Raw genomic sequence first — 16,014 nt, 5'->3', positions numbered from 1 at the left:
CTTCGGTGCCGGGGAGCCCTTTCTTTTCCCCGCACGGCAGTAGCGATCGCATGCGCGAGGCGTCGCGATCGGGTGCCGCCACCCGGCGTTCGCCTCGCGCGAGCGTCAGCCGGGGAGGAGTTCTGCCAGTCGGTGCCGCGGGACGTCCACCAGGCGCAGGTCCGCCAGTTCCGCCGGGACGTTCAGTGCCGCGTTCGCCAGTCGGGCGTGGGCGCGGGTCAGCAGTTCGGACGGGTGGTCCACCAGGTCGGCGACGACGATGGCGTGCCGGTTGTCCGGCGTGCTGCGCAGCAGGCGGAGCCGGTACTTGTCCGCCACCAGCGAGGTGAGCGACGACTGTGCGGCCGCATCGGCGAGATCTGGGTGGTTGTTCGGCAGCAGCAGGGCCAAGCGGCGGGCGTTCGTGCCCAGCAGGGTGCGCAGGAGCCACGGGCCGGGGTCGGCGGAGAGGTCCATCGCGACCGCGTCGCCTTCCGGTCCGGACGTGGCCCAGCCGACCGGGCGGGTTTCCAGCGCCAGGCCGCCTTCGGAGGCGATCTCCCGGGCAGCGGCGAGCAGGCCCGGTTTCGTGCCGGCGGATTCGACCGACTGCGGGCCGTGCGTGTAGATCGCCGAGCTTCCCTTACGGGCGAACGATTTCTTCGCCTTCGCGGTCGGCTGGCAGACGTACAGATCCGCTGCGCTGCCGATCGCCTGAGCGCCGGTGTAGCGGTTGAAGTCCGGGAGAATCGCCTCGAAGGTCAGGCCAAGGGTGGCGAGTGAGCGCTGCACCTGTGCGCCTAGCGCGGGATGCCGCGGGCTGTAGCCGTAAGCCAGCAGGATCCGGCCCTCGGTGGGCTCACGCAAAGCTTGCACCGCGCGGGCCGCGAAGAGGCCCATGCCTTCCGGCGTGTAGGGCGGATCGCTGAACACCAGGTCGGCCTTGCCGGTCAGCGCGGGCGGCAGGCCGACGCGCAGATCCGCGTGCGCGGTGAAGATGCCGCGCTCGCCGGTGGTGTCCAGGTAGGACAGAACGCGTTCGTCCAGGTCCACTACGGACAATTCGGCTTCCGGGCACACCGAGCGCACGGCCAGCGAGGTCAGGTCGTGGTCGCCCAGGAAGAGCACCTTGCTGCGGCGGAGGTCGTAGCGGGAGTTCAGCCACAACGCGCGGCGCAGCACGGTCTCCGGGGTCGCCTGCACGTGGTCCAGTGCGGCCAGCGGCGGCGGGACGGCCGCGATGCGCTCGGCCAGCATCGTGAGCAGAGCGGGCTGGGCGGCGACTGCCGCGTCGAGCGGATCGGGCAGGGCGGGCAGGGAGTACGAAGCGTAGGCGGAGCGCGATCCCGGGGCGATCCGGACGCCGGCCGGGGAGCGTTCCAGGTCCGGTTCCAGCGCGGCCAAGAGGTCTTCGACGCTGCGGCGCGGGGCCGCGGTGAGCCGCACGAGGTCGGCCAGCTCGTACGAGCCGCCGCGCAGCAGGGTGAGCACTTCGTAGAGCGGGCGGACGGCGGCGCCGTGTGCGGCGAGGACGTCGTCTAGGGCGGTCACGGGCTCCGAGAGTAGTAGGCCACCCTCCGAGACAGGCTGCCAAGCCCGCGCGAGTCGGCTACCGTCGGACTTTGCACCGGACGTGGGGAGAAGTCTGTGACCATCGAATTCCGAGACGTCGTCAAACGCTATCCGGACGGCACGGTCGCGGTCGACGGCCTTTCGCTCACCGTGGAAGACGGCACGATCACGGTATTCGTCGGCCCGTCCGGATGCGGCAAGACGACCTCGCTGCGGATGATCAACCGGATGGTCGAGCCCACCTCGGGCACGGTACTGCTGGACGGGAAGGACGTCTGCGACGGCGACCCGGCGGTGCTGCGCCGCGGCATCGGCTACGTGATCCAGCACGCCGGGCTCTTTCCACACCGGACAGTGCTGGACAACATCGCCACCGTGCCGCTGCTGTCCGGGTGGGACAAACGCAAAGCGCGCGCCCGTGCGGCCGAGCTGCTCGAGACGGTCGGGCTGCCGACGGAACTCGGGAAGCGGTACCCGGCGCAGCTGTCCGGCGGGCAGCAGCAGCGCGTCGGCGTTGCTCGGGCGCTCGCCGCCGATTCGCCGGTGCTGCTGATGGACGAGCCGTTCTCCGCGGTCGACCCGGTGGTCCGCGAAGGACTGCAGGACGAGTTGCTGCGGCTGCAATCCCAGCTCGGCAAGACCATCGTATTCGTGACGCACGACATCGACGAGGCGGTGCGGCTCGGCGACAAGGTCGCGGTGATGCGCGTCGGCGGGAAGCTCGCGCAGTACGGCACGCCCGCCGAGGTGCTGCGGCATCCGGTGGACGACTTCGTCGCGTCCTTCGTCGGCCGCGACCGGGGCTATCGCGGGCTTTCCTTCCTCCCCGGGAGCGGCGTCGAGGTGTCGCCGGCCCGCACTATCGACCTCGGCAGCAAGCTCGACGGTCCGTCGGAGGGCTGGCAGCTCGCGGTGAACGAGGAGAAGCAGCCGCGCGGCTGGCTTCCGCCCGGCTCCACTGTGGACGGTCCGTTGGCCGAGACCGACCTCGTGGCAGGCGGATCGCTGTACGTGCAGGGCACGCCGATCCGCGGAGCGCTGGACGCGGCGCTGTCGTCTCCGGCCAGCCTCGGCGTCGTGGTGGACGAGGAGAACCGCGTGCTCGGGACGGTGGTCGCGCACCAGGTCTTGGATGTGATCGAGGCCTCCCCGCAGGCGTCCTGATGGGCGGCTTCTTCGGCGAACTCGGCCGCTATCTGTCGAGTCCCAACAACCGCGGCGAAATCCTCGCCAATCTGCTCGAGAACATCTACCTCGCGCTGGTCCCGCTGGTCGCGGGCATCGTGCTGGCGATCCTGCTGGGCTGGCTCGGGCATCGCTGGCGGCCCGCGCGCAGCGCGCTGCTGGTCGTGGGGAATCTGCTGTACACGATCCCGTCGCTCGCGCTTTTCGTGGTGATCCCCGGCGTGATCGGCACGAAAATCCTCGACAGCGTCAACGTGATCGTCGCGCTGACCATCTACACCACCGCGCTGCTGGTGCGCCCGGTGCTCGACGCGCTGGAAGCGGTGCCGCCGCACATCGTCGCGGCCGCCACCGCGATCGGCTACCGCTCGCCGCGCCGGTTCTTCAGCGTCGAACTGCCGCTCGCCGTGCCGGTGCTCGCGGCGGGGGTCCGGGTGGCGTCGGTGAGCAACATCAGCCTGGTCAGCGTCGGCGCGCTGATCGGCACCGGGGCGCTCGGCGTGCTGTTCACCGACGGCTTCCAGCGGGAGTACTTCTCGCCGATCGTGGTCGGGATCGTGCTGACCATGCTGCTCGCGCTGGTCGTCGACCTGCTGCTGGTGCTGCTGCGCAATCTGCTGACGCCCTGGGAGAGAGCGGGTCGCGCGCCGGCCGCGGAGGTGGCGGGATGATCGGCGACGTCTTCACCTGGTTCACCACGGCGGCGAACTGGCAGGGCCCGGGCGGCGTCCTCGCCCGGCTCGCCCAGCACGTCGGCTACGTCGCGCTGGCGCTCGTCATCGCGCTGGTGATCGCGATCCCGATCGGACTGTTCGTCGGCCACACCGGCCGCGGCGGCGTCGTGCTGGTCGGGGCCGGGAACGCGATCCGCGCGCTGCCGACGCTCGGGCTCGTCACGTTCCTGTTCCTGCTCTTCACCGAAAGCACGACGGCGACCATCATCGGCCTGGTGGTGCTGGCGATCCCGCCGGTGCTGGCGGGCACGTACGCCGGTCTGCAAGCGGCCGAACACGATGTCGTCGACGCCGCGCAGGGCATCGGAATGACCGGCTGGCAACGACTGTGGCAAGTCGAGGTGCCGATCGCGCTTCCCTTGGTGCTGGGCGGAGTTCGCAACGCCGTCCTGCAGCTGATCGCGACCGCCGCGGTGGCCGCGTACGTCGGCCTCGGCGGACTCGGCCGGTTCCTGCTCGACGGACTGGCCATTTTGGACTACACCGAGGTCGTCGCGGGCGCGATTCTCACCGCGTTGCTGGCGATCGTGGTCGACCTGCTGCTCGCCGCGGCGCAGCGGGCCCTGGTGCCCAAGGGAGTCCGGCTGGCCGCACAGGCCGCGTCCGGACGGGCAGTGGCTGCGGGAGGAGCGGCGTGAAACGGTGGGGGATCCTGGTGGCCGGGCTGGCGCTGCTCGCGTCGGCGTGCGGAAACCCGCTGTCCGGCGGCGGCGAGGGCGGCAATACCGGCGACATCATCATCGGTGCCTCCGATGTCGGGGAAAGCTCTTTGCTGGCCCAGATTTACGCCGGAGCGCTGCGGAACGTCGGCGCGCACAACGTGACGGTGCGGCCGCCGGTCGGCAGTCGCGAAGTCGTGGTGAAAGCGTTGCAGGACAAGTCCCTGTCCGTGGTCCCGGATTACTCCGGGAACCTGCTGCGGTACTTCGACAAGAACACCGCGGCGACCACTTCGGAAGACGTTTACGCGCAACTCAAGCAGAAAATCCTGGCCGGGTTCACGGTTCTCGACCAGTCGCCCGCGCAGGACAAGGACTTGCTCGTGGTGGGCAAGGAACTCGCGGCCGCCGGGGTGAAAACGTTCTCCGATCTGGGACCGCGCTGCAAAGACCTGGTGATGGGCGGGCCGGGGCAGTGGAGCAGCCGGTGGAAGGACCGGATCAAGCAGCTCTACGGGTGCGAGTTCAAGGAAATCCGCACCACGGACACCGGCGGACCGGTCACGGTGGCCGCGCTGAAATCGGGCGAGGTGCAGGTGGCCGACCTGTTCAGCACGTCGGCGACGATCGCGTCGAACGGGTTCGTGCCGCTGGACGACGACAAGCACATGTTCCCGGCGCAGAATATCGTGCCGCTCGTGGCGAAGGGCACGTTGAACGACGCGGAAACGGCCGCGTTGAACCGGGTTTCGGCGGCGTTGACCACGGAGCAGCTGACTGAGCTGAACGTGCAGTACACGGACGAGAAGCGGAACGCGAAGGACATCGCGGAGGAGTTTCTGCGGCGGAACGGGCTGAAGTCCTCGTAAGGGTTCAGAGCCGCTCGAAGGCCGCCGCGTAGCGGAAGGCACCGCGGTTTTCCGGGCGGTACGCCGCCAGCGGGAGAGCCTGGAAGTGCGGTGCCCATTCCGGTACCGGCGGCGTGATGCCGAGCTTCTCGGCCAGTACGAAACCGAAGCGGGAGTAATACCCCGGGTCGCCCAGCAGCACGATCACGCCATAGCCGAGTGCGTTGGCGGCGCCGATCGTCGCGTGGACCAAGGCGGAGCCCGCGCCGCTGCGTTGCTGGTCGGGAAGGACGCCGAGCGGGCCGAAGCCGATGGCGGAGTCCGCGTCGGTGCCGAGCCGGCTGGAACTGGAGCAGGCGTGGCCGATCACTTCGCCGTCGCGGAGGGCGACCAGCGAGAGTGCGGGGAGCAGATCGCCGTCCGCGGTGAGTTCGGGGACGAGCTTCGCCTCCGGCATTTCGCCGGTGACGTCCGGGTTGTGGACCCGGAACGCCGCGGTGTGCACGGCGTGGATGGCGGGTGCGTCGTCAGCGGTGGACTGGCGGATCTGCATGCCGCTCAGTCTCCCGGAACGGCGGCCTGCGCGGAAACTGATTTCCGGACGGGACGGTCGTCTCGCATGAACAGGAGCACCGCCGCGCCCACAATCGGACCGGCGGCCAGGGTGAGGAACGCGGAGTAGAACGAGCCGGTCGCGTGGAAAACCGGGCCCACCACCGCGGGCACGATGACGCTGCCCAGCTGCCAGAAGGCGTTCACCGCGCCAGCAGCGGACCCAGCAAGGCCGGCACCGGTCAGAGCGGGGATCATGGCGGCGGTCAGCGGGCTGTAGGCATACGCGCCGATGCCGAGAATCGGGGCTACCACGAGGAAAGCGCGGTAACTGCTGAGCGAACCGAAGATCAGCAGGGCGGCGCCGAAGAGGATCAGGACCGCGATGATCGGAATCCGCCTGCCCAGGCCGATTTTGTCGGTGAGCCAGCCGATCAGCGGTTTGATCACCACCGCCGTGCCGGAGAAGATCACCAGGACTACGCCCGCCCGGACCGGGTCGATGTGCTCGCCGCGGATCATCAGGGTGTTGGACCACGTGACGAAACCGTAGGTGCCCCACAGGCCGCCGAAACCGGCCAGGCCCAACAGCAACAGGTCGCGATTGCGGAAGAGCGGGCGGGGATCCGGCAACGCGCGACGGCCGGACGCAGCGACGTCGCCGTTGCGCAGGAAGGCCAGGCACAGCAAGCCGAGTGCGACGGTGACTGCTCCGAAGAGGTGGTACGACACTGGCCAGCCGCTGTTTTTCACCAGCGTGGGCACGACGGCGTTGGCTACGACGGTGCCTAGCGACGTCGCCGTCATGAAGACGCCGCTCGCCAGGCCGTGTTCCTCGGGGCGGAACCAGGTGGTGATGAGTTTCAGCCCGGCGGAGAAGTCGACTCCGGCGAACAGACCTAGCAGGGCTTGCAGGACCAGGCCCCAGGCGATCGAGGTGGTGGAGCCGAATCCCACCATCAGCGCGCCCGCCACCAGAGAGCTGATGCCGAGGATCGACCGGCCGCCCAGCCAGTCGGAGAGGAAACCGCCCGCGGTGTTGGAGACGACGTAGCCGATGTAGTAGCAGGTGGCGAAAATCCCGAGCGCGGCGAGCGGGACGCCGAGCGAATCGCTGACCGCCGAGGACGCGGGGCCCCACGTCGACCGGTCCACCGAAGTCATCGTGAACACTGCCCAGCAGAGCAGCAGGACGACCCAGCGATAGCGGCTCGGCATAGGCGCTCCTTCGGCCGGGGAGGATGATCAGGGAAGGTTCCCGTGACCGGCGGCGGCGGTCAAGCCAACGCGTCCTGCCGGTGCAACTCGGCGCGGATCGCGCGGATGTCGTGGGCTCGGCCGTCGACGTACTGGGCGGCGGCGATCCCCGCGGCGTGTCCGGTCGCGAAGGCGGTGCCCATGACGCGGACGGAGGCGTACGCGTCGTCGTCGGAGCTGGTCAGGCGGCCGGCGGCCCAGAGGTTCGGAGTGTCGGCGGAGCAGATCGCGCCGTAAGGCAGGTCGTACCAGCCTCGGCCGGCGATCGGTTCGTAGCGCGTGACGCCCGGGCCCGCGTGGTCCTCGATGGGCCAGCCGCAGCGGCCGATCGACACGTCGGGGCGCTTGCGGGCGGTCAGGACGTCGCGGCCGGTGAGCTGTTCACGGCCGACCAGGTGCCGTCCTTCGCGAATGCCCAGCTGCGGGCCGGTTTCTTCGAGGCGCGCCGACGACCATCCGGAGAGGTGTTTGCGCAAAGCGTCCAGGTATTGCCAGGCCTGGCGGCGCGCGCTGGCTTCGTCGCGGCTGAGCGAGGCGGCGTCGAGGACGTCGGTTTGCTCGTCCACCAGGAGCGCGATGACGTCGCGGGTCAACGGAAGGTGCACGGCGATGCCGTAGTCGCGAGCCAGCTGGATGCCGGTTTCTCGTTGGTACGCGGCGACGGCGGCGCGCAGGCCCTCGCGCGAGAGATCGGCGTCTTCGGGGACGCCGGAGAATCGGCAGACGAGTGTGCTGGTTTGCCGGTCGCTCAGCGGGGCGACGCGGACGGCGGCGCCAGCGGCGGCCAAGAGCGCGCCGTCGCCGCTGGCGTCGACGAACGCGCCGGCGGTGACCCGTTCCAGCCCGCCACGATGGTGCAGTTCGACCTCGGTGACGACGCCGTGCGTGCGGTGGGCGCCGATGAGCGTGGTGTGCAGGAGGACGTCCACGCCGGCGTCCGCGGCCAGTTCGTCGTAGACCAGTTTGGTGGTTTCCAGGTCGAGCAGGACGATCTTGTTGCCGGTCCAGCCCATCGTCTTCGCTTCGTAGGCACCGCGCCGACGCAGCCGCCGCAGCACGTCCTCGCCGATGCCTGCGACGACCTGCTGACCGGTCTGGTCGAAGAAACCGCAGAGGGTCAGCACGGAACTGATCGTCGCCGCGCCGCCCAGGTACGGGTACTGCTCGACCAGCAGCACCCGTGCCCCGGCCCGCGCCGCTCCGGCCGCGGAGGCGATACCCCCAGCACCGCCTCCCACGACGACGACGTCGTAGTGCACCGCAACCCTCCTCAGGTGTTTGCGAACCAGTCAACTGGGTCCGGCGAGGAGGCCGCCACTGCCGTTCCGGCACCCCGGGCATACCCGGCGGGTATATATACGAGTTAGAGAAAGTATGAAACTCGTATAAGTTGGCGTACGCTCGAGGGCATGGACACCAAAGCAGCCGGATACCGGCGCAAGGTCAACACGATCAACCGGGTCATCACCGCCCTGCAGCGCGCCGGGCTCGCGTTCGGGCCGACCGAGCTGCTCACCGTCCCCGGACGGCGCAGCGGCGAGCCGCGGACCTTTCCGCTGGCGGTATTGCACGTCCACGGCGGGGAGTACCTGATCCAGGCGTTCCCGAAGGCCGCATGGGTGGCGAACGTGCGTGCGGCGAAGGAGGGAACGTTGTCCCGGGGCCGCCGGTCGCGGCGAGTGCGGTTCGCGGAGTTGCCGGTCGAGGAGAGGCGACCGGTGTTGCGGGAAGTGGTGGCGGGCGGGCCGCCGAGTGTGGGCCGGCGGTACGTGACGACCGGGCTGGCGGAGTCGCCGACACCGGACGGAGTCGCGGCGGCCGCCGGGAAGATCGCGGTGTTCCGCGTGGAGGGGTCGTGAGTGCGGAAGCCGGTTAGAACCGGCATCGCCACTCACGAGCCCACAACGGCGAAGGCCGCCGCGGAGTCCCGCGGCGGCCTTCGGAGCAACTGAGGATCAGTCGAACGCCTTGGCGATCAGCGCCTTCTGCTCGACCTCGTGCACCTTCGACGAACCAGCCGACGGAGCGGCCATCGGACGCCGCGCCACCACGTCGAGCCCGGCGAAGACCTCCGGGAACTTCCGCGGCAGGTTGAGGCCGAAGAACGGCCACGCGCCCTGGTTCTCCGGCTCCTCCTGGACCCAGGTGATGCTCCGCGCGTTCGAGTAGCGCTCCACCGCGGCCAGCAGCTTCTTCTTCGGCAGCGGGTAGTACTGCTCGATCCGCACGATCGCGATGTCGTCCGCGCCGCGCTTCTCGCGCTCGGCCACCAGCTCCCAGTAGAGCTTGCCCGAGGTGAGCAGCACCTTGCGGATCTTCGCCGGGTCCTGCGTGGCGTCGTCGATCACCGACATGAACCGGCTCTGCCCGGTGAAGTCCTCGACCGACGAGGTCGCCGCCTTGTTGCGCAGCATCGACTTCGGGGTGAAGACGATCAGCGGACGCTGGATCCCGTCGAGGGCGTGCCGGCGCAGCAGGTGGAAGTAGTTCGCCGGGGTGGACGGCACCGCGACAGTCATCGACGCCTCCGCGCACAGCGACAGGAACCGCTCGATCCGGCCGGACGTGTGGTCCGGGCCCTGGCCCTCGTGGCCGTGCGGCAGCAGCAGCACGACGTCCGAGCGCTGGCCCCACTTGGCCTCGCCGGAGGAGATGTACTCGTCGATCACGGTCTGCGCGCCGTTGACGAAGTCGCCGAACTGCGCTTCCCACATCACCAGCGCGTCGGAGTTCGCCACCGAGTAGCCGTACTCGAAGCCGACGGCCGCGTACTCCGACAGCGCCGAGTCGTAGATCATCACGCGGCCCTGGCCCTCGGCCAGGTGCTGCAGCGGCGCGTACTCCTGGCCGTTCTTGCGGTCGATGAACACCGAGTGCCGCTGGGTGAAGGTGCCGCGCCGGGAGTCCTGGCCGGACAGCCGCACGAGACGGCCTTCCAGCGCCAGCGACCCGAAGGCCAGCAGCTCGCCGAACGCCCAGTCGATGCCGCCCTCGCGGGACATCTTGTGGCGGCGCTCCATGACCGGCTTGACCCGCGGGTGCGGGGTGAAGCCCTCGGGCAGGTTGACGAACGCGTCGCCGATCTTCTCGACGACCTCGCGCGACACGGCGGTGGCGACCTTCGCCGGGATCTGCTGCTCGCCCTCGACCGACGGGCTCGCCTTCGCCGGGTGCCGCTCGAGTTCGCGCACCTCGTTGAAGACGTGCTCGAGCTGGCTGGAGAAGTCGCGCAGCGCGGCCTCGGCCTCTTCGACGGAGATGTCGCCCCGGCCGATCAGCGATTCGGTGTAGGTCTTCCGGACCGAACGCTTGGAGTCGATGATGTCGTACATCGCCGGCTGCGTCATCGACGGGTCGTCGCCCTCGTTGTGCCCGCGGCGGCGGTAGCAGACCAGGTCGATCACGACGTCCTTGTGGAACGCCTGGCGGTAGTCGACCGCCAGCTTCGCGACCCAGTACGCGGCCTCCGGGTCGTCGCCGTTCACGTGGAAGACCGGCGCGCCGATCATCTTCGCGACGTCGGTGGCGTACTGGCTGGAGCGCGAGTGCTCCGGCGCGGTGGTGAAGCCGACCTGGTTGTTGACGATGACGTGCACGGTGCCGCCGGTGCGGTAGCCGCGCAGCAGCGCCAGGTTCAGGGTCTCGGCCACGACGCCCTGGCCCGCGAAGGCCGCGTCGCCGTGCATCAGGACCGGCAGCACGGTGTAGCCCTCGCCGCCCTTGTCGAGGATGTCCTGCTTGGCGCGGACGATGCCCTCGAGCACCGGGTCGACGGTTTCCAGGTGCGACGGGTTGGACGCCAGCGACACCCGGGTCTCCCCGTCGCCGAACATCCGGAAGTACTTGCCCTCGGCGCCGAGGTGGTACTTCACGTCGCCGGAGCCGTGCGCCTGGCCCGGGTCGAGGTTGCCCTCGAACTCCTGGAAGATCTGGCTGATCGGCTTGCCGACGATGTTCGCCAGCACGTTCAGCCGGCCGCGGTGCGGCATGCCGATGACGACCTCGTCGAGTTCGTGCTCGGCGGCCTTGTCCAGGATCGTGTCGAGCAGCGGGATCGCGGTCTCGCCGCCCTCCAGCGAGAACCGCTTCTGGCCGACGTACTTGGTCTGCAGGAAGGTCTCGAACGCCTCGGCGGCATTGAGCTTCGACAGGATGTACTTCTGCGCGGACGGCTCCGGCTTGCTGTGCCGGACCTCGACGCGCTCCTGGATCCAGCCGCGCTCCTCGGGGTCGAGGATGTGCGTGTACTCGACGCCGACCGTGCGGCAGTACGAGTCGCGCAGCACGCCGAGGATGTCGCGCAGCTTCATCCGCTCGCGGCTGGAGAAGTCGCCGACGGCGAACTCGCGGTCCAGGTCCCACAGGGTCAGGCCGTGGCTGAGCACGTCCAGGTCGTGGTGGCTGCGCTGGCGGTAGTTCAGCGGGTCGGTGTCGGCCATCAGGTGGCCGCGCATCCGGAACGCCTCGATCAGCTCCATGACGCGCGCGGTCTTGTCGACCGGGCCGTCCGGGATGTCGGCGACCCAGCGGATCGGCTCGTACGGCAGCCGCAGGCTGGTGAAGACGTCGTCGTAGAAGCCGTCCTCGCCGAGCAGCAGCTCGTGGATCCGCTTCAGGAACTCGCCGGACTCCGCGCCCTGGATGATGCGGTGGTCGTACGTCGAGGTCAGCGTCATGATCTTGCTGACCGCGAGGTCGACCAGGGTCTTCTCGCTGGTGCCCTCGAACGAGGCCGGGTACTGCATCGCGCCGACACCGATGATCGCGCCCTGGCCCGCCTGCAACCGCGGCACCGAGTGGTTGGTGCCGATGCCGCCCGGGTTGGTGAGCGAGATGGTGGTGCCCGCGAAGTCGTCCGCGGTGAGCTTGTTCGTGCGGGCCTTCTTGACGATCTCCTCGTAGGCCTGCCAGAACTGCATGAAGGTCATGTTCTCGGTGGCCTTGATGGAGGCCACGACGAGAGTGCGGGAGTCGTCCTTGCCCTTCATGTCGATGGCGAGGCCGAAGTTCACGTGCTCCGGCGTGACCGCGAACGGCTTCCCGTCGATCAGCTGGTAGTGCCGGTTCATGTTCGGGAAGTCCTTCAGCGCCCGCACCATGGCGTAGCCGATGAGGTGCGTGAAGGAGATCTTGCCGCCGCGGGTGCGCTTGAGGTGGTTGTTGATGACGATGCGGTTGTCCGCCATCAGCTTCGCCGGGACCGCGCGCACGCTGGTCGCGGTCGGCACGGCGAGCGAGGCGTCCATGTTCTTCGCGATCGCCGCCGCGGCGCCGCGGAGCTGCTTGGATTCCGGTGCGGTCTTGGCGGCCGGAGCGGGCTGCGCCTGCTGCGCGGGCTTCGCGGCCGGGGCGGTCTTGGCCGGGGCCTTCGCCGCCGGAGCCTTGGCCTCGGGGGCCTTCGCCGCGGGAGCCTTCGCGGCCGGGGCCGTGGTCTCGGGGGCCTTCGCGGAGGACGCGGTCTTGGCGGCAGGGGCCGGCGTGGCGGCCTTGACCTCTCCGTTCTCTCCCGCTTGCGTGCCGTTGCCGCCCGGAGTGGGCTTGTAGTCGGCGAAGAAATCGTGCCAGGCGGCGTCTACCGACTGGGGGTCCGCGAGAAACCGCTCGTACATTTCCTCGACGAGCCACTCATTGGCACCGAACTGCGATGCGGGACTGCTGCTGGCCACGGCTGGCTCTCGCCTCTATCCATTCTCGATCCGATATCACAAGCATCTGCTGACCGCCAGGCTAGTCCCCTGCCGGTGGCCCGAAACACGCCACCTGGACGCTCGTGAGACAGGTCATTGTCTGGATCGGTTGAGAGGCCCAGCCTGACAGACAGCAGAGACCACCGTACGCGTCGCCCGAACCGATTGCCGTCCCCTCGGCCGGTTTGGGGTGATTCCGGCCACATCCCTGCCCGGCCGCCGCTCGGCCCGGCTGTCCGCTTGGTTGGTTCGGACCATGCGCTCCGGCTCGCGCACGGTGAGTCGGATGCGGGGCCGGTTGTCTGGACTCGGGTCGAACTCGGGTCGCGGGGCGGTGGGCCCGGACGGCGCGCCGCGGCGATCGGCTGCCGCGCGGCACCGGTCGGCGGGACTCCGGGGCAGGGCCGGGTCGTGCATCCAGGCGAAGCGGCGCCGGTCGTCCGGCATCGTCCGCGCCTGTTCCGGCCGAGTTGGCACGTGCGTAGCGGCTCGTTCACGGAGCGGTGTTGTGCTGTCGAAAGGCTGCGGCCTTGCTCGGGCCGCGGCGGTTTCCGAGGCTTCCGAGGCGCGAGGCGGTGGTGGCGCGATGTGGCTGGTCGAATGTCCGTCGTTCTGGGACCAGGGACTGATTCGGCCGGTCGTCACCGAGCACGGCAAGGTCGTGCTGATGTGCGACTCCTGCACCGCGGTGTGGCGCACGCCGTCCGGCATCGACGAGTTCGACCACGTCGAGCCGGAAGCGCCCGAGTGGTCGATCGGCTCGGACACGCACGTGCGACCCGGGACGACTCGCTGGGCCGAACTGGCCGACGTCACCTCGGCCGGCTGGGGCGACCTCCGGTGGCGGGAACTGCCCTGAACTTCAGCGCGGCGCGTCCGGGCGTTGGACCGCTGATTCGGCTTGCCCGCGGCGACGCGTGACCTCTTCTTGACCCCAGTCACAGTTGCGGGGTCTCAAATCCTGTTGCGGGGCAACGACCTCGCGAAACCTGTTCGGTTTCCCGCGTGCCCGGAATTTCCCCTCGCGTCGTCGGTAGTCAGTGTTACTATCTACTGGTACTCAGTGTCGCTGACTAGTTGAAGGGCGTTCGATGGGCAAGCAGGCGACGGAGATGCTCAAGGGGACCTTGGAGGGCATCGTCCTCGCGATTCTCGCCGGGCGGCCCGCCTACGGGTACGAGATCACCTCCTGGCTGCGCGAGCGGGGGTTCACCGATCTCGCCGAGGGCACCGTTTACGCGTTGCTCGTGCGGATCGAGCAGCGCGGGCTCGTCGACGTCGAAAAGGTGCCGTCCGAGAAGGGGCCGCCGCGGAAGGTTTACACGCTGAACGCTCCGGGGCGGGCGAGTCTCGACGAGTTCTGGCGGAACTGGCGCTTTCTCTCGGACCGGCTCGAACAGCTGCGCAAGGAGGGAATCGATCATGGGGAATGACGGGAAGAGCAGGTATCTGCATTACCTGGAAGTGGTCACCGGGCCGCTGGAGGACAAGAAGCGGTACCGGCGGTACAAGGCGCGCGTCGAGGAACTGCCGCCGGACTACCGGGCCGCGATCAAGGCGTTGCACCGGTATCTGCAGTACTTCGGGCCGGGCACGGCGGACGGGCATCTGCGGATGCTGGACGATCTGATCGACCTGTTCGAGCAGAGCGTGGCCGGCGGGACGACGGTCCGGGAGATCGTCGGCGACGAGCCGGTCGAGTTCGCGGAGGAATTCCTTCGGAGCTATCCCGAGGGGAACTGGATTTCCCGCGAGCGGGCGCGGCTGACCGAATCGATCGACCGCGCGGTGGGCGGTGCGATATGACGGCACCGGCGATTCGGGTGCGCGGGCTGCGCAAGTCCTACGGCAAGCTGGAAGTGCTGCGCGGCGTTGATTTCGAGGTGGAGCGCGGCAGTATTTTCGCGTTGCTCGGCTCGAACGGGGCGGGCAAGACCACGGTGGTGCGGATTCTGTCCACGTTGCTCAAGGCGGACGCGGGGGAGGCGGAGGTCAACGGGTTCGCGGTGGCGAGCGAGGGCGCGGACGTGCGCGAGTCGATCAGCCTCACCGGCCAGTTCGCCGCGGTCGACGAAATCCTGACCGGGCGCGAAAATCTGGTGCTGGTCGCCAAGCTGCGGCATCTGAAGAATCCCGGCGAGATCGCGGACGGATTGCTGGAGCGGTTCGCGCTGACGGACGCCGCGGCGCGGAAGGTCTCGACGTACTCCGGAGGCATGCGCCGGCGCCTGGACATCGCGATGAGCCTGATCGGGAACCCGCAGGTCATCTTCCTCGACGAGCCGACCACCGGGCTCGACCCGCAGGCGCGCAACGATGTCTGGCGTGCCGTCGAGGAGCTGGCCGAGCAGGGGGCGACGGTGCTGCTCACCACGCAGTACTTGGAAGAGGCCGAACACCTCGCCGACCGGATCGCGATCCTGCACGAGGGACGGGTGCTCGTGAACGGCACGCTGGACGAGCTCAAACAGCTTCTTCCGCCGGCCAAGGTCGAGTACGTCGAGAAGCAGCCGACGCTGGAAGACGTCTTCTTTTCCCTGGTCGGCACCGGAAACAAGGGGGACCGGCGATGAGCGGCCACTTCATCGGCGACAGTTCAGTCCTGTTAGGACGATCGCTGCGGCACATCACCCGCAGCCTGGACACCATCATCACGACGACGGTCACGCCGATCGTGATGCTGCTGCTCTTCACCTACGTCTTCGGCGGCGCGATCAACTCCGGTTCCGATTCGTACGTGACCTATCTGCTGCCCGGCATCCTCCTGATCACCATCGCCTCTGGGATCGCCTACACCGCGTTCCGGCTCTTCCTGGACCTGAAGGGCGGCATCTTCGAACGCTTCCAGTCCATGCCGATCGCGCGCTCGGCGGTGCTGTGGGCGCACGTGCTCACCTCGGTGATCGCGAACCTGATCTCGGTCGCCGTCGTGGTGCTGGTGGCGTTCGCGATGGGCTTCCGCACCAGCGCGGGCCCGCTGGCGTGGCTCGCGGTGCTCGGGATGCTGATCCTGTTCACCCTGGCGCTGACCTGGATCGCGGTGATCCCCGGTCTCACCGCCAAATCCGCCGACGGCGCGAGCGCGTTCTCCTATCCGCTCATCTTCCTGCCGTTCGTCAGCTCGGCCTTCGTGCCCACCGCCACGATGCCCGGACCGGTGCGCGCGTTCGCCGAACACCAGCCGGTGACGTCGATCGTCAACACCATCCGCGACCTGTTCGCCGAGCGACCGGTCGGTGCCGGGGTCTGGACCGCGCTCGCTTGGTGCGTGGGGATTTTGGTGGTGGCGTATTTCTTCGCCAACGTGATTTACCGGCGCAAGATTTCTTGACTTCGGTGCCGCGTGGTGGTTGGGGGCGGGGCGTCGGGTGCGTGTTGGGCGAGGGGTGCGCGGGTGGTGTGTCGCTTGGCGTCGTGTGGTTTGTTGATCGTGGTGCCGGGTGGTGGTTGGGCGGGGTGTCGGGTGCGTGTTGGGCGGGGGGTGCGCGGGTGGTGTGTCGCTTGGCGTCGTGTGGTTTGTTGATCGTGGTGCCGGGTGGTG

Annotated in this window: 15 protein-coding genes; 10 read left to right on the top strand and 5 right to left on the bottom strand. The window is 68.9% G+C overall.

From position 1 onward, the window contains the following. Positions 1-105: 105 nt before the first annotated feature. Positions 106-1,530 carry a bis-aminopropyl spermidine synthase family protein gene (locus tag L942_RS05185; protein WP_037355545.1) on the bottom strand — a complete coding sequence of 475 codons (1,425 nt, stop codon included), beginning with the start codon at positions 1,528-1,530 and terminating at the stop codon, positions 106-108. Between the two features lie 96 nt (positions 1,531-1,626). Here L942_RS05185 and L942_RS05180 point away from each other — a divergent pair, with 96 nt between their 5' ends. Genes L942_RS05180 through L942_RS05165 form a run of 4 tightly spaced genes read left to right on the top strand, consistent with a single transcriptional unit; the run spans position 1,627 to position 4,998 of the window. Then, the gene (locus L942_RS05180) at positions 1,627-2,715 is read left to right on the top strand and encodes an ABC transporter ATP-binding protein (RefSeq protein WP_037355543.1); all 1,089 of its coding nucleotides are present in this window, start codon (positions 1,627-1,629) and stop codon (positions 2,713-2,715) included. Next, positions 2,715-3,407: an ABC transporter permease gene (locus tag L942_RS05175; RefSeq protein ID WP_037355541.1), complete on the top strand. Its 693-nt coding sequence runs from the start codon at positions 2,715-2,717 to the stop codon at positions 3,405-3,407. Before L942_RS05180 ends, L942_RS05175 begins: the two co-directional genes overlap by 1 nt. After that, complete coding sequence (locus tag L942_RS05170) at positions 3,404-4,108, top strand: ABC transporter permease (RefSeq protein WP_037355539.1); 705 nt, start codon at positions 3,404-3,406, stop codon at positions 4,106-4,108. The genes L942_RS05175 and L942_RS05170 overlap by 4 nt, the downstream gene beginning before the upstream one ends. After that, positions 4,105-4,998: an ABC transporter substrate-binding protein gene (locus L942_RS05165; protein WP_037355537.1), complete on the top strand. Its 894-nt coding sequence runs from the start codon at positions 4,105-4,107 to the stop codon at positions 4,996-4,998. Before L942_RS05170 ends, L942_RS05165 begins: the two co-directional genes overlap by 4 nt. A gap of 4 nt (positions 4,999-5,002) precedes the next feature. Here L942_RS05165 and L942_RS05160 read toward each other — a convergent pair whose 3' ends face one another. From L942_RS05160 to L942_RS05150, 3 genes are read right to left on the bottom strand one after another with little or no spacing between them, the layout of a single operon-like run. After that, positions 5,003-5,530, bottom strand: coding sequence for a GNAT family N-acetyltransferase (locus L942_RS05160; protein ID WP_037355534.1), 528 nt, complete (start codon positions 5,528-5,530; stop codon positions 5,003-5,005). 5 nt (positions 5,531-5,535) lie between these two features. Continuing rightward, positions 5,536-6,747, bottom strand: coding sequence for an MFS transporter (locus tag L942_RS05155; RefSeq protein ID WP_037355531.1), 1,212 nt, complete (start codon positions 6,745-6,747; stop codon positions 5,536-5,538). Positions 6,748-6,806: 59 nt separating this feature from the next. Beyond that, on the bottom strand, positions 6,807-8,045 hold the full coding sequence (locus tag L942_RS05150) for an FAD-dependent oxidoreductase (protein ID WP_235078902.1): 1,239 nt from the start codon (positions 8,043-8,045) through the stop codon (positions 6,807-6,809). Between the two features lie 150 nt (positions 8,046-8,195). Here L942_RS05150 and L942_RS05145 point away from each other — a divergent pair, with 150 nt between their 5' ends. Then, entirely contained in the window at positions 8,196-8,645 is a 450-nt protein-coding gene (locus tag L942_RS05145) for a nitroreductase/quinone reductase family protein (RefSeq protein ID WP_037355527.1), read from the top strand. A gap of 96 nt (positions 8,646-8,741) precedes the next feature. Here L942_RS05145 and L942_RS05140 read toward each other — a convergent pair whose 3' ends face one another. Then, the gene (locus tag L942_RS05140) at positions 8,742-12,452 is read right to left on the bottom strand and encodes a multifunctional oxoglutarate decarboxylase/oxoglutarate dehydrogenase thiamine pyrophosphate-binding subunit/dihydrolipoyllysine-residue succinyltransferase subunit (RefSeq protein WP_081654943.1); all 3,711 of its coding nucleotides are present in this window, start codon (positions 12,450-12,452) and stop codon (positions 8,742-8,744) included. A gap of 607 nt (positions 12,453-13,059) precedes the next feature. On the opposite strand from L942_RS05140, the gene L942_RS05135 reads away from it, so the two are divergent. From L942_RS05135 to L942_RS05115, 5 genes are all read left to right on the top strand, one after another. Beyond that, on the top strand, positions 13,060-13,332 hold the full coding sequence (locus L942_RS05135; protein WP_037355670.1) for a hypothetical protein: 273 nt from the start codon (positions 13,060-13,062) through the stop codon (positions 13,330-13,332). 232 nt (positions 13,333-13,564) lie between these two features. Next, positions 13,565-13,906, top strand: a complete 342-nt coding sequence (locus tag L942_RS05130) for a PadR family transcriptional regulator (RefSeq protein ID WP_037355521.1) — start codon at positions 13,565-13,567, stop codon at positions 13,904-13,906. Next, positions 13,896-14,279 (top strand): DUF1048 domain-containing protein, encoded by a 384-nt coding sequence (locus tag L942_RS05125; protein ID WP_037355519.1) that lies wholly within the window; start codon positions 13,896-13,898, stop codon positions 14,277-14,279. The genes L942_RS05130 and L942_RS05125 overlap by 11 nt, the downstream gene beginning before the upstream one ends. Beyond that, a complete protein-coding gene (locus L942_RS05120) occupies positions 14,276-15,046 on the top strand; it encodes an ABC transporter ATP-binding protein (protein ID WP_037355518.1) in 771 nt (256 codons plus the stop codon). Before L942_RS05125 ends, L942_RS05120 begins: the two co-directional genes overlap by 4 nt. Then, complete coding sequence (locus L942_RS05115; RefSeq protein WP_037355516.1) at positions 15,043-15,804, top strand: ABC transporter permease; 762 nt, start codon at positions 15,043-15,045, stop codon at positions 15,802-15,804. Before L942_RS05120 ends, L942_RS05115 begins: the two co-directional genes overlap by 4 nt. Positions 15,805-16,014: the final 210 nt, after the last annotated feature.

The organism is Amycolatopsis orientalis DSM 43388 (assembly GCF_000411975.1).
GTDB classification, from domain to species: Bacteria; Actinomycetota; Actinomycetes; order Mycobacteriales; family Pseudonocardiaceae; genus Amycolatopsis; species Amycolatopsis orientalis_D.
This window is presented reverse-complemented; position numbering and strand designations above follow the sequence as displayed.